Genomic DNA, 14,423 nt, shown 5'->3' with positions numbered 1-14,423 from the left:
ATTGATGGGGCCAAAAGCTAGTGTGGACTTGTATATCAAAACAAGTTTATCTAAGTTTGGCGCATGAATTTTATCGCATCTTTAACGCGGCAAGCTATACAAGCACTATATCAGCAAGATATCCCTGAAAGTGCAATTAATTTACAAGAAACCCGAAAAGAATTTGAAGGACAAATAACGGTTGTTACTTTTCCATTTACTAAATTTTCAAAAAAATCGCCCGAAATAACTGGTACAGAGCTGGGAAATTACTTAGTAGCTCACGCTCCAGCTGTTGCTTCCTTTAATGTGATTAAAGGTTTTCTCAATTTAAGCTTGACAGACGAGTATTGGCTCTCCCTATTTCACCAAGAGGTGTTATCCGATCAATTCGGAATACTTCCAAAAAACGGGGAACGAGTGATGGTAGAATATTCCTCACCAAATACCAATAAGCCTTTACACCTGGGACATGTTCGGAATAATCTTTTAGGATTTTCGGTAGCAACCATATTGGAAGCGGCAGGATATGACGTGATTAAAACCAATCTGGTGAATGATCGTGGGATACACATTTGTAAATCGATGCTCGCTTGGGAGAAGTTTGGTCATGGTGAAACACCTGAATCTAGCGGGTTAAAGGGTGATAAGCTGGTGGGGAATTATTATGTGCTCTTTGATAAACAGTATAAACAAGAAGTAGATACCTTAAAAGCAGCAGGTAAGAGCGAAGAAGAGGCTAAGCGAGAATCACCGTTGATGCAAGAAGCACAGGAATTATTGCGTAGATGGGAAGCAGGAGACCCGCACGTGATTGCTTTATGGAAACGGATGAACGATTGGGTTTATGACGGTTTTGAAAAAACCTATGAACGGATGGGGATTACCTTCGACCGGGTATATTATGAATCAAACACCTATCTTTTGGGTAAAGATATTATTGAAGAAGGTTTATCTAAAGGTGTGTTTTTCAAAAAGAATGATGGATCAGTTTGGATCGATTTAACTGCAGAAGGTTTAGATGAAAAGCTGGTGTTGCGCAGTGATGGTACTTCTGTTTACATTACGCAGGATTTAGGAACAGCTCAACTTAAGTATGATGATTTCAAAATGGAGAAATCCATTTATGTTGTAGGAAATGAGCAGGATTATCATTTTAAAGTATTGTTTCATATCCTTAAAAAATTAGGCAGGCCATGGGCTGATGGATTATACCATTTGTCTTATGGAATGGTTGATTTGCCTTCCGGTAAAATGAAGTCAAGGGAAGGAACGGTGGTAGATGCTGATGATTTAATGGATGAGATGGTACAAACAGCAAAGGAGCGAACAGAAACTTTAGGTAAAGTTGATGAATTCTCTGAAACAGAGAAGCTTGCTTTATATGATATGATCGGAATGGGGGCACTGAAATATTTTTTACTTAAGGTAGAACCTAAAAAGCGATTGCTTTTTGATCCTAATGAATCCATCGATTTCCAAGGACACACTGGACCCTTTATTCAGTATACGCATGCTAGAATCAAATCCGTACTTCATAAAGGAAATCATCAATTGTCTAAGGATGCGATAGCACCTAAAGCTTTGGAAACCATTGAACGTGATTTGATTAAGGAATTAGTGAGTTATACTGATGTAATTAGTAATGCAGCAGAGACTTATAGCCCAGCTGTTGTGGCTAACTATTTATTCGAATTGGCCAAATTATATAATAAGTTTTACCATGAGCTTTCAATTTTAAAGACAACGGATACCCTAAGCAAAAACTTTAGATTAAACTTATCGGCAGCAACAGCAAAAGTGATTGCGGCCGGTATGGAGTTGTTGGGTATTCAGGTACCCGCAAGAATGTAAGCTTGGTATATTAAAGTTCATTTAGTCGGAATGTTTTCCCAAGGCGAATGCCCTTCTCCGTTTGTTGGAGTGTACAGCATTCATACAATGGATCATGTTCCAGAAATAAGACATAACGATTAGCTAGTGCTTCTTTCAAATACTGGTTTTTTTCTTTTAATGTTTGCAAAGGAAACATATCATAAGCCATAACATAGGGAAGCGGTATGTGACCAACTGATGGTAATAGGTCCGCCATATATAAAATCGTTCTTCCTTTATAACTGATTTGAGGTAGCATCATGGCGTCCGTATGACCATAAGCAAAGCGTATAATTATATTTTCTGCAAAGGGTACCCGCTCTCCCTCGGCAATAAATTTCAACTGCCCGCTTTCCTGAATGGGAAGGATATTTTCTTTTAAAAAAGACGCTTTTTCACGGTCGTTAGGGTGAATAGCCCAGTTCCAATGCTTTTGATTACTCCAATAGATAGCCTGTTTAAATGTCGGTACCAATTGTTCGCCTTCCTGGGTTATAGCACCTCCGACGTGGTCAAAGTGAAGATGGGTTAACAAGACATCGGTAATATCATCGGGATGAAAACCATGTTGGGCTAAAGATTCGCTCAATGATGGGCCATGGGGTTGATAATGGCTGAAAAATTTTTCATCTTGCTTATCGCCCAGTCCTGTATCTATTAATATTCGTCTGTCGCCGCTCTCAATCAATAATAAACGAGCAGCCCAAGTACACAAATTGTTTTCGTCGGCAGGATTGGTGCGTTGCCAAATGCTTTTCGGTACGACACCAAACATCGCTCCGCCATCTAGTTTGAACAAACCTGCATCAATACTATATAAATTCATAGCTATACATTTCTCTTCATTTGCCAATATAAGAAATTTTGGAAAATACTACTTATGAAAGACTCCGTTTTCGACACTAATTGCTACAGTAAACCTACTGATTTGACACTGAAAGCTACAGCGGTCACACTAATTTGGTAGTGATTTGAGACTATCTTCACACAAGGTTAACACTACTCCAACTATAGGTAAAGACTTCCCAGATGCTGCAAAACTGTCGGTATAGAATATTAAAAAACTGAAAGGTTTGTTTTTGTTGAATCATTAAATTTTTTCTTTTATTTTTTATTATTGATAATTATTGTTCTTTTTTTAAGGTATTTTTTGTTAATATGTTAATAAAAATCTTTATATATCTTTTTTTAATATAAGTGCTTCTAAATTAGCCATATACCTGCTGTTTTTGGAGAGTGTATTTTGTACAACATTCTGATTATTAGTGGTTTTTACTTGCTTTTGCTCTTTTTTAATACGTAGTTTTGCGTCAAATTTTAACAAAAGCAAAAATTTATGAAGGCTACTATTTCTACGGGGTTGGATATAGGAAATCAAAAATTTCATCCGCAAGGTGACGTATTTTATCAATTATCGGTTACTGAATTGGTGGAACATGCCATTAAAAACGGAGAGGGTAAGCTCACAAGTGATGGCGCACTGGCGGCGGATACTGGAAAATTTACAGGTCGATCGCCACGCGACCGCTACTTGGTGTATGATCAGCAAACGGCAAACACGGTTTGGTGGGGTGATATTAATCAAGCCTTGGAACCAATATATTTTCAACAGTTGTTGGCCAAAATGTTAAACCATGTGGCGCAGCGGAATCTCTATATTAGGGATGGGTATGTTTGTGCAGATGATCGGCATCGCTTAACCTTACGAACAATAACGGAATTGGCGTATCAGAATATTTTTGTACATAATTTATTTCTAAGACCTTTATTTAATCAAGCCATTGGAAATATTGATTGGACGATTTTGGCTGTGCCCAGTTTCGAAGCGAATCCATCACAAGACGGTGTGAAAAGTCCGAATTTTGTGGTTATTAATTTTACGGAGCAAGTAGTCTTAATTGGTGGCACGGGTTACACTGGTGAAATTAAAAAAAGTGTTTTTTCGGTATTGAACTATCTACTACCGTTAAAAAAGGGAATTTTGTCTATGCATTGTGCCGCAAACGTCGGGAAGGACACCGGAGACACTGCATTATTTTTTGGCCTATCGGGAACAGGGAAAACCACCTTGTCGGCTGATTCTAAACGCAGTTTGGTTGGCGATGATGAGCATGGCTGGGATGAACGTGGTATATTTAATTTTGAGGGTGGATGCTATGCAAAATGTGTCAATTTAGATCCGGAACGGGAACCACAGATTTATCACGCGATTCGGTTTGGTACGTTACTGGAAAATGTATGCTTGTCGGGCGATAGTCGGATACCCGACTATTCTAATATCAGTAAAACTGAAAATACCCGAGCAGCATATCCAGCAGATTTTATAAGTGGTGCGTTGAACCCAGCATTGGCGCCGAGCCCGAAGCATATCTTTTTTCTAACGGCCGACGCTTTTGGTGTTTTACCTCCCATATCGCGTTTAACCATTGAGCAGGCCATGTACCATTTTATTTCTGGTTATACGGCAAAAGTTGCAGGCACAGAGGCCGGAGTAAACGAACCGATGGCCACCTTTTCTGCCTGTTTTGGAAAAGCATTTTTACCATTGCATCCAGGAAAATATGCAGCTATCTTGGGAGAAAAATTAAAATCGGCCAACATTAACGTTTGGCTAGTAAACACTGGGTGGGTAGGGGGCGGTTATGGCGTAGGAAAGCGGATAGATTTGGCTTACACTCGACATTTAATCAATGCGGCCTTAAATGGTGCCTTGGATAACGTCAGCTATACTAAACATAATCTTTTTGGCTTAGCATATCCTACACACTGTGTTGGAGTGCCGGATAAATTGCTTAGTCCGATAGATAGCTGGGAAAATAAAGAAGCTTATCTTGAGCAGGCTAATCGCTTAGCAGAAGCTTTTATAACTAATTTTAAGCCATATGAAACAGGGGTAAGTGAATCGGTGTTAGGTGCAGGACCGCAACGGAAAAAGGAAGTCGAATAAAAAAGAAGAGGATGACGCTCGAAATGAGTAAATTTCAGGCATCCTCTTTTACTTTATTGCACCAGGTCAAACCCCCAATCTATTCCCTTTCGTGTAGCGGGCACACCTTTTTCTAGCCAAACTGGAGCAGCTTTGCCCTTTAGAAAATGATCAAAAAATTGTTGTTCTCTCACTTGAATATCTTTTCTATTTTGTCGTTGAACAAGGTTATGTTCTTCACCATTGTAGTTCAATAACCATACTGGCTTCCCCAACCGGCGCAATGCCGTAAACATCTCGATGCCTTGGTACCAAGGCACAGCGCCATCTTTATCGTTAGACATGATGACTACGGGTGTGGAAACCGATTTGAGATGAAAGAGTGGAGAATTTTCAACGTATAAATCATAACCTTCCCAAAGATCTTTACCAATGCGACTTTGTGTTTTTTCATATTGAAATTGTCGGTTAACGCCGGTTCCCCAGCGTATACCACCATAGGCTGAGGTCATGTTGACAACCGGAGCTCCAGCCCAAGCGGCAGCATATAGGTTAGTCCTAGTAATAAGGTGAGCTACTTGATAACCTCCCCAGCTTTGCCCTTGTATGCCTAGATGTTGTTCGTCAACCCAAGAGAACTTGGCTAATTCTTGAACACCTGAATTGACGTATTCTTCGGCAGATTTGCCAGGATGCCCAATTTCATAGCTGATATCAGGTGCAAAAACCAGATAGCCATTGCTTACAAAATAGCTTATATTCAATCGGGAAGGGGTAGGTGCAGGCGGAATATAGGTGTTTAGACCATCAGATAACTTCTCATAAAAATATGCGATCAGCGGATATTTTTTTGCTGGATTAAAATCTTCCGGCTTATATAGGATACCGGTAGCCTCGTGTCCGCCTGGTGTTGTCCATTTAACCAGCTCTGCTGTACCCCAATTGTACTGTTGCTGTTGTGGATTGAGTGCACTTAACTTGGTTTCGTCTTTAAGATTATCGGACGCATAAAGGTCGGGTGAATGCGTATAATTTTCCTTCGTATAAGCGATTAATTTTTCATCTTGGCTGGCGGTTATGGTTTGATAGGTATATGGTCCCATGACAATTTCCTTTGGATCACGTCGATTCCTTGGGTTGGAGTAGAACCAGCCGCTTTCTTTGTTAGTTTGATTGAAAGCGTTCAGCAGTAAAGGATGAGTCGGATCAATAATGACGGCATGTTGTTTTTTTGCTAAACCAACTTTTGGTTTAATCGGTATATGCCTAAAGGTTACTTTACTACTTCTGCCAAACCCGTTGGTGAGTAATCGTCGATCGCTGCCTTTGAGATCAAAACTCCAGATGTCATATTTATCATAAAGAAATATTTCTTTGTCGTCTGCCGACCATCCGGCAATACCATAGGGGTAGGCAAACGTTGGTGAGTCATTATCTTCATCAGCGAAGCTTACCGGAAGATCTATATTTAAAATTTTTAGACGATTGGTATTTGCTTCATAGCTGTTCCATTGTTTGGTAGCTAAATTATACCAGACTACAAACTGTCCATTAGGCGATAGCTGTGCATGTGCATAACAATTTTCAGCAATTTTCCGTTTACTTCCATCGATGGTGGAAATCACATAAAAATCCTGTGGCGTTGTACCTTCCCATTGGGCGGCAACTCTTTTACCTACATTCGTGCTACCCAGTGCATATAAGTTGTCCGCATCATCTGTCAAATCGACGTCAGGTAAATCTATTGAAGCTAATGGAATTATGGTGCGGTTTCTTTTGGGGTAAATAACACTAAGATAGCTTTTTCCCAGATCTTGCTTTAGGTTCACCAGCTGTTGCGGTTGGAGGTAATCGTCTTTCCAATTCCAGATATCGACGTTAGCTACTTCGAAATCAACAATCGTCGTATCTTTTACCGGTGGAATAGGGGCTATACCGAAGAATAGTTTTTCGCCACTCTTGCTAAAGCGGATATTACCGTCGCCACTTACATTCCAATTGCTAGGCATGCCAATAGTGTTAGGCTGGGCAATAATACCGGCCGTATCGAGGTTGGGAGTGTAATAGTAAAGGCTATAAGGTTTTTGAAGAGCCTTCTTTGGACTTTTTTCGGCTGCAAAAGCTAATTGAATGCCCTGTTCATCGAACGTTATGTGTTTATAGGTACCCGGTCCATTACTAATTTTTTTGAGTTGTTTTTCCTTGATCAGGTATAAAAATAAGCCTGCATTGGCAGTAGAATCATTACGAATAAAAACCAGTTGATTTCCAGCGTAATCCAAATAAAAGTCGTTAACCTCTTCAAAACGTTCTTCGTGTCCGCTTGCTAAATCGCGTACATGTAACGTTCCAGATGATTTATCTTTTTTTTCTTTTGTTTTAGTACTGTCTGAAGTCTTTTCAGCCTCTTCCATATAGGCAACAATAGCAGATGATTCATCCGCTAGTTTAAATGATTTGATGCGTGGCGTTTTAAAAACAGTATTGGTTTCCAAAGCAATGATCGCTAAGGAATCTTTGGGCATTTCGTCGGGCTTTTTCTTTTGGATTCTCGCTTGCCTAATTGTCGCATAAGGTGCTTTAACCAAACCAATAGCGTAAGCACCATCGGGCGTAAGCTGTACCTGTTTGCCTCGTGGAAGGGTGGCGATCTTTTCACCTTTTGGTGTGGTTACCATCCATGTTGTGTCGCCTTGTTGTGGCGCGATGTTGTATAGTATAAATCGACCGTCTTGGCTGACATTCAGTGATTTAATACTTTGCCAACCATCGTAAACGCTATGGTCTAGTGGTTTTTTTTGTCCGAATAAACAGCCGCAACATAGACAGAAAATACTGGTTAAATAAAGAATACGCATAATGTTTAACCTATGTGGTGAGGCTAAATATCCGAAAAATATAAGAATAGTGATTAGAAATCACCATTATTTTACATTTTGTCTTAACTTTTCTTCAAAAAGGTAAAAACCGATGAGTTCTGCGACGAACTCATGAACGGTTACGTTTCTTCTGTGGAAGAAGAAAGTAACATAACCCTGTCATATTTTTTGATGAGCATATCGTGATTTTTTATTTATTAGTAGAATCCCGATATTTGAAAAGTAATTCAGTATAGGTATGATAACGGTAACAGAAAAAGCAAAAAATAGAATTTTAGAAATCTTACAAGGAGAGCGCTATGATGCTTCGTATTTTGTTCGTGTAGCAGTAGAAAGTGGAGGTTGTTCTGGCCTGACCTATAAATTGGATTTTGATAATACGGAGAAAGCTGGTGATCAGGCTTATGAAGATCAAGGAATTAAAATTGTATTGGACATCAAGTCATTCCTGTATTTAGCCGGTACAACCTTAGATTATAGTGATGGTTTGACTGGAAAAGGTTTTAATTTTATTAACCCCAATGCTTCGCGTACCTGTGCTTGTGGAGAAAGTTTTGCTGTTTAGACAGTTAATGGTGAATAGTTAATAGTGTCTTGTCCTGATATAGGTTGACAGTTTAATTAACTAGACACGGGCAACTGGCAACTCATAGCTTATTCCCTACTCCCTTTTCACAAATTCACCTTAACCCTAAATAATCCCTGCTTGATGCATCTGCCACAGTGGAGAATGCTGTCTTATTTTTTCTACAGCTTGATGAATATAGGAAACTGTTTTCACAAGCTGGGTTGTCGTATTAGACATACCTAAGCTAAAGCGTATTGAACAATGAGCATCTTCCGCTGTAAGTCCCATTGCCAAAAGAACGTGGGAAGGTTCTCTACTTCCGCTGGCACAAGCCGACCCCGAGGATAATGCCAGTTGAGGCAATGCTGCCATAAGTTCTACACTTTTAACATATTTGAAACAAATATTGGTAACATGGGGTAAACGACTATGGGTTGTTCCATTAATGGTAATTTCTGGCAATTGGAGTAAGTCTCTTTCGAGGTTGTCGCGAAGCTGCTTTAGTCGTTCGTTTTCGGCTGTTAAAGACTGCTGTGCTAAAGCCGCAGCTTTACCTAGTCCTACAACCCCAGGTACATTAAGTGTTCCTGCTCGTAGCTGATGTTCCTGCTTGCCACCATGTAGTAAGCTGCCAACTTGTATAGGTGTGCGTTTTCTCTTAATGTATAAAGCACCCACACCCTTAGGTCCGTAACATTTATGTGCACTCAATGCGAGCAAATCGATATGCTGTTGTTCCACATCAACAGGAATTTTTCCTACCGCTTGGGTGGCATCGCAGAAAAATAAAACCTGATGTGCTTTTGCTATTTCTCCAATTTGAGCAATTGGGTGCAATACCCCCGTTTCATTATTGGCAAACATGAGACAAATGAATATAGTATCTTTTCTTATCGCTTGATCCAGCTGCGCTAAATCTATCTCTCCAAGAGCGTTTACAGGAAGCAGTGTCACCTCGGCACCTAAACGTTCCAGATAACTACAGGTGTCTAAAACCGCAGGATGTTCCGTTTCACAAGTAATGATATGTTTGCCTATTTTTTGGTAATGGTTAAAAATTCCCAAAAGTGCTTGATTGATTGCTTCAGTGGCACCTGAGGTAAATATAATTTCTTTCGGAGAAGCGTGAATGAGTTGCGATACTTCCAAACGGGCCTGTTCTATAGCTTGCGCTGCCAGTCGACCAGCTTTATGATAAATGCTGGAAGCATTGCCATAGATCGAATCAAAATAGGGAAGCATAGCCTGTAGCACAAGTGGATGAACCGGTGTAGTAGCGCAATGATCGAGATAAATATAATCGTTTTCCATAATGTTTATAAAAATAACAAATAAATGGCTCGCTTCTTGATATAATGGCTAAAACCAATACAAAAGTAAACAAAATGGAAAGGTTGTATGTAAGTGATTTTTATGGTAGGTTTGCACCAATGTTTAAAATCGTATATGGGTTGTTTATCTCGTAAATTATTTCTTAAATGGTTATTGAAAAGTTCACCTAAAACAGGAGTACCTACACGTCTTTTGTTTTGGGCAATTTAGTCGATAGTCGTATTTCTTTATTATCAATTTTATAACATGACAATTAGCCGCGGATTAAAACGATATGCGCTTTATTTTTTAGGAATAATACCCTTATTTTCCTGTACCGATAACTATAATAAAGGAGAGATTTATAAATCACCTGAATTCACCCTGTTTCCAGATAAAGTAATACAAGGAGAGTATGAAGCTAAAGCATTATCAGCCACCGAAATAACATCTAATTATCAAAGTAAATCGACTACGGCTGTCAGTCCACGTATTAACTTCAAGTTTAGCATTAACGGTAAAGATAACGAATTACCTTCTGGTGCACATCACACCCTAGTGGTGCTTCCAGACACTCAGGAAGGAAAAGAGGTTACGATAAAATTCGGTAAACTTTACCACGATGAGACCAACGTGCCGGCTCATGTCAATTTACCAAAAAATGCCAAGGTGCATATTAAATTAGATTTGCGTGAGGTATTCGATGCTTTTGATGAAAAGGGATATTTTACCAATTTTAATGGATTGAAATTATATAAGGAGGACTTTAAAAAAGTATATATTGCCGGCAACATTTCTCCGCTTTCTTGGGATTTTGATAATTTGGTGAATCATCCGGAACTGGAACTGAAAGATGCAGATGGTGATCATATTTATGAACTTGCGTTAACCTTAAATAAGGAACAAAAGCAAACAACAAAGCAGCATTGGAAATTAACCAAGGAGCTTGGTCATTATCCAGCTTACAGCTCTCCATATCTGATGATGGATGCGCTCTATAACCTGTCATTAGAAGAAATGGAAAATAATATAGAGGCAGACAGCACTTTTAGGGCAGGTAAAGAGTGGACTGGGGTATGGACGAGGGACGTAAGTTACAGTACTATCCTGTCGATGGCTATGTTACAACCCGAAGTAGCCAAGAAAAGCCTATTACGTAAGGTTAATAAAGAAAATCGTATTATACAGGATACAGGAACTGGAGGGGCCTATCCCGTATCAACCGATCGGGTTGTATGGGCTATTGCTGCTTGGGAAGTTTATAAGGTAACAGGCGATGAGGCTTGGCTTAAAACCAGTTATGAAATTGTGCGAAATACACTGGAAGATGATCAAGTTAATGCGTTTGATCCGCGTACCGGATTGATGCATGGTGAGTCTACTTTTTTAGACTGGCGTGAACAGACGTATCCAAAATGGATGCAGCCGGTCGATATTTATGAGTCTTTGGCACTTGGTACTAATGTAGTACATGCGCAGGCCCAACGCGTGTTAGTGGCGATGGCAGAGCGATTGCAGGACACCGCTACTGCGGGAAAATATAAGACCTTAGCCGATAGCCTAACCCTCAATATCAACAAGCATTTTTGGTTGGCAGATCATGGCTATTATGGACAATATATTTATGGAGGAATCAATAAAATTCTTTCTGAGCGCTCGGATGCTTTAGGTGAGGCGTTAGCAGTATTATTTGATGTGGCCGATGAAAAACAGCAAGCCAATATCATCACCAGAACTCCAGTCGTTTCTTATGGTATTCCCTGTATTTATCCACAGACAACATTTATTCCGTCCTACCATAACAATGCCATATGGCCATTTGTGCAAGCGTATTGGACAATGGCGGCAGCTAAAGTGGCCAATGACGAAGCAACTGTTGCAAGCTTGGCTTCACTTTTAAGGCCAGCAGCGCTATTTTTAACCAATAAAGAAAATATCAACGCCGGTGATGGTGATTACAGTCGTACACAGGTGAATTCAAGTGAAATGCTCTGGAGTTTATCCGGTAACTTGGCTATGGTATATAAGGTGCTTTTCGGTATGTCTTTTGAACCAGAGGGTTTACGTTTTAAACCTTATGTTCCGGAAGTGCTAAGGGGCGAACGTAAGTTATTGCATTTTACGTATAGAAAAGCTTCGTTAAATATTACGTTAAGTGGATATGGAAATACCCTAACGACCGTTCGAGTAGATGGAATGGAACAAGATGATGCACTCATTCCAAGTAATTTAACTGGTGAACATGAAATAGAGCTGGTACTAAGTGATAATAAATTACCAAAAGGGAATCTCAACAAAGTGCCCAATACGTTTGCTATCGATATGCCAGCATTGAAATATGAAAATGGTAAATTAAATTGGCGCCTTGTAGATGGTGCCAAAGACTATAAAATCTTAAAGAATGGGGAGGCTAATACATTGGTAACCGTTAATACGATACCAATCCCGCAAAATGAATTTGCCGAATACCAAGTAGTGGCAGTAGATTCAGCTGGACAGGCTTCTTTTGCCAGCAGACCATATATCGTTTCTTCACCTGAATTTGTACAAACGTATGAAATTGAAGGCTTTGTGAAAACTTATTTGAAGAAAAGTCCAGGTTACTCTGGTAACGGTTATGTGAAAATCGGAAAAGGAGTAAATGAAGCTATTCAGATTCCGATTACTGTTCCGACAAGTGGTGAATACGCGATCAGTTTTCGGTATGCCAACGGCAATGGACCTATCAATACTGATAACAAATGCGCAATCCGTAGTTTGGAATTAAACGGACAGTTCGCCGGACCGGTTATTTTCCCGCAACGCGGAAAAGATGAGTGGTCGGATTGGGGATCGACCAATCAAGTGATTGTGCACTTGGATAAAGGAGAGCAGCAATTGAGCTTGCAATTTAAACAACCCGTTAACCAAAATATGGACGGTGCACTAAATGAAGCGTTAATCGATTATCTAAATGTCATTAAGATAAAATAGTTCGTCTTGAAACAAAAAGGTATTATTTATGAAATTAACCAATGGCGTATCCGGAAGATTTCCAATCGAAATTTTCTAGTAATACTGGCCGTATTGGTTGGTTTGGTGGGGGGACTAGCTGCGGCAGGATTAAAAGGATTAACCCATCATATTGCAGCCTTTTTGCAGGACGATGTGCAAACTAAATATAAATATTACTTGTATTTATTTTTTCCTTTAATTGGAATACTACTCACCGTTCTATATGTGCGTCGCTTTATTCGAAAAGGTAAATTTGAACATGGCATTACCCCGATTTTATATGCTATATCACGAAAATCAAGTCAAATTGAATCACACAACATTTATTCACAAATTATAACATCGGCCCTTACGGTTGGATTTGGAGGATCAGCCGGGCTCGAAGCACCTATCGCGTATAGTGGTTCGGCTATCGGATCAACGATAGCTCGATTTTTCGGACTCAGCTATAGGGAGGTGACAATGTTATTGGCTTGTGGTGCTGCCGCAGGTATAGCCGGCGCGTTTAATAGTCCGGTAGCAGGGATGGTGTTTGCCATCGAAATTTTATTGCCTGAATTTTCTATACCTGCCTTTATTCCCTTACTAATGGCAGCAGCAACCGCTTCCGTGATTTCGCGTATTTTATATAGTGAACCCCTTTTTTATTTAGTTTCGGATGAATGGGTGCTGCCTGCTCTGGGTTTTTATATTGTTTTAGGTTGTTTGGTAGGAGCCTTTTCCATTTATTTCTCTAAGGTTGATGGATGGGTTAAAGGTTGGTTTGCAAAAATCAAAAATCCATATCATAAGGTATGGGTTGGGGGAATCAGCTTAGGCATATTGATCTTCGTTTTTCCTGCCCTCTATGGCGAAGGCTACATTACTATTCAACAGCTATTGCTGGGGAAATCCAATTCATTGTTGGCCAATAGTATTTTTTCCGATTATAAGCATGTGGGTTTTATGGTGGTAATTTATGGAGCAGTTACCCTGTTTGCCAAATCTTTTGCAACACTGATTACACTCAATAGTGGTGGGAACGGGGGGACATTCGGACCAAGTTTGGTTATGGGTGGCTTGGTTGGTTTTGTATTTGCCCATGGTATCAACTTAACAGGCTTAACTTACCTTACAGAAGCCAATTTTATTGTTGCAGGTATGGCTGCAGCCTTAAGCGGTATTATGCATGCCCCGTTAACCGCTATCTTTTTGATAGCAGAAATTACGGGTGGTTACACGCTAATGGTTCCCTTGATGATTGTTGCTGCAATTTCTTATTTCATCAACCGTGCGGTTATGAAATATTCGATATATACCAAAAATTTAGCAAAGCATGGCGACTGGCTTTCTTATGAAGATAAGGATAAGACGGTGTTGCGTATGATGAAATTGCGATACATTCTGGAAACTAATTTTACCGTGCTTGCGCCGGATGAAAAACCAATGGACAGGCGATCAGATATCATTCATACCAAAAGAAATATATTTCCTGTGGTGGATGCAGCGCAGAAGCTATTGGGAGTGATTTATAGTGAACGGCTTTTTAGTATATTAATGGGCGAAGAGGTAACCGATAAAACAATGAAAGAATTAGCACAAGCGCCGATTGACGTTGTACGTATGGATGCCAATATGTATGACGTCATGCGTAAGATGGATCGAGAAGATATCTGGATTTTACCGGTTTTAGATGAGCATGATCGTTATATGGGCTTTGTATCGAAATCGGCTATTTTTAATAAATATAGGGCTTTGCTGATGAGGCAGGGTACATACCTAGATTAATGGAATCGATTCAAAAAAAGCTTAACAAACATTAACCTTTGATCCTACGAATAATGTTTACCTTTGTTTACAAGGAAAAGGGAATAGGTGGGTCGTGATTTTGTTATCAGGAGCGAAGCGATCT

General features: G+C 39.8%; 8 protein-coding genes. 5 read left to right on the top strand and 3 right to left on the bottom strand.

Features of this window, described 5'->3' with window-relative positions:
• The first annotated feature begins 63 nt into the window (after positions 1 to 63).
• Positions 64 to 1,833 carry an arginine--tRNA ligase gene (argS, locus tag ABD930_RS19690; RefSeq protein WP_345234570.1) on the top strand — a complete coding sequence of 590 codons (1,770 nt, stop codon included), beginning with the start codon at positions 64 to 66 and terminating at the stop codon, positions 1,831 to 1,833.
• Between the two features lie 10 nt (positions 1,834 to 1,843).
• Here the strand turns inward: argS and ABD930_RS19685 are convergent, their stop codons facing one another.
• Positions 1,844 to 2,680 (bottom strand): MBL fold metallo-hydrolase, encoded by an 837-nt coding sequence (locus tag ABD930_RS19685; protein ID WP_345234567.1) that lies wholly within the window; start codon positions 2,678 to 2,680, stop codon positions 1,844 to 1,846.
• A gap of 510 nt (positions 2,681 to 3,190) precedes the next feature.
• On the opposite strand from ABD930_RS19685, the gene pckA reads away from it, so the two are divergent.
• A complete protein-coding gene (gene pckA / locus ABD930_RS19680; protein ID WP_345234565.1) occupies positions 3,191 to 4,801 on the top strand; it encodes a phosphoenolpyruvate carboxykinase (ATP) in 1,611 nt (536 codons plus the stop codon).
• 53 nt (positions 4,802 to 4,854) lie between these two features.
• On the opposite strand, the gene ABD930_RS19675 is transcribed toward pckA, so the two are convergent.
• Positions 4,855 to 7,638, bottom strand: a complete 2,784-nt coding sequence (locus ABD930_RS19675) for a S9 family peptidase (protein ID WP_345234563.1) — start codon at positions 7,636 to 7,638, stop codon at positions 4,855 to 4,857.
• 259 nt (positions 7,639 to 7,897) lie between these two features.
• Here ABD930_RS19675 and ABD930_RS19670 point away from each other — a divergent pair, with 259 nt between their 5' ends.
• Complete coding sequence (locus tag ABD930_RS19670; RefSeq protein WP_345234561.1) at positions 7,898 to 8,224, top strand: HesB/IscA family protein; 327 nt, start codon at positions 7,898 to 7,900, stop codon at positions 8,222 to 8,224.
• Between the two features lie 126 nt (positions 8,225 to 8,350).
• Here the strand turns inward: ABD930_RS19670 and ABD930_RS19665 are convergent, their stop codons facing one another.
• A complete protein-coding gene (locus ABD930_RS19665; RefSeq protein WP_345234559.1) occupies positions 8,351 to 9,538 on the bottom strand; it encodes a cysteine desulfurase family protein in 1,188 nt (395 codons plus the stop codon).
• Between the two features lie 267 nt (positions 9,539 to 9,805).
• Here ABD930_RS19665 and ABD930_RS19660 point away from each other — a divergent pair, with 267 nt between their 5' ends.
• Together ABD930_RS19660 and ABD930_RS19655 are read left to right on the top strand one after the other, a co-directional pair.
• Entirely contained in the window at positions 9,806 to 12,511 is a 2,706-nt protein-coding gene (locus tag ABD930_RS19660; protein ID WP_345234557.1) for an alpha-L-rhamnosidase-related protein, read from the top strand.
• A gap of 6 nt (positions 12,512 to 12,517) precedes the next feature.
• Positions 12,518 to 14,299 (top strand): chloride channel protein, encoded by a 1,782-nt coding sequence (locus ABD930_RS19655; protein WP_345234555.1) that lies wholly within the window; start codon positions 12,518 to 12,520, stop codon positions 14,297 to 14,299.
• The last annotated feature ends 124 nt before the right edge of the window (positions 14,300 to 14,423 follow it).

Origin of the sequence: Olivibacter ginsenosidimutans, assembly GCF_039542865.1 — a bacterium.
Lineage (GTDB): Bacteria > Bacteroidota > Bacteroidia > Sphingobacteriales > Sphingobacteriaceae > Olivibacter > Olivibacter ginsenosidimutans.
This window is presented reverse-complemented; position numbering and strand designations above follow the sequence as displayed.

Excerpts from the sequence above, each read along its gene's own strand:
- ABD930_RS19685 (WP_345234567.1), bottom strand. The coding sequence starts at position 2,680 with ATGAATTTATATAGTATTGATGCAGGTTTGTTCAAACTAGATGGCGGA.
- ABD930_RS19665 (WP_345234559.1), bottom strand. The coding sequence starts at position 9,538 with ATGGAAAACGATTATATTTATCTCGATCATTGCGCTACTACACCGGTT.
- argS (WP_345234570.1), top strand. The coding sequence starts at position 64 with ATGAATTTTATCGCATCTTTAACGCGGCAAGCTATACAAGCACTATAT.
- ABD930_RS19660 (WP_345234557.1), top strand. The coding sequence starts at position 9,806 with ATGACAATTAGCCGCGGATTAAAACGATATGCGCTTTATTTTTTAGGA.
- ABD930_RS19670 (WP_345234561.1), top strand. The coding sequence starts at position 7,898 with ATGATAACGGTAACAGAAAAAGCAAAAAATAGAATTTTAGAAATCTTA.
- pckA (WP_345234565.1), top strand. The coding sequence starts at position 3,191 with ATGAAGGCTACTATTTCTACGGGGTTGGATATAGGAAATCAAAAATTT.
- ABD930_RS19675 (WP_345234563.1), bottom strand. The coding sequence starts at position 7,638 with ATGCGTATTCTTTATTTAACCAGTATTTTCTGTCTATGTTGCGGCTGT.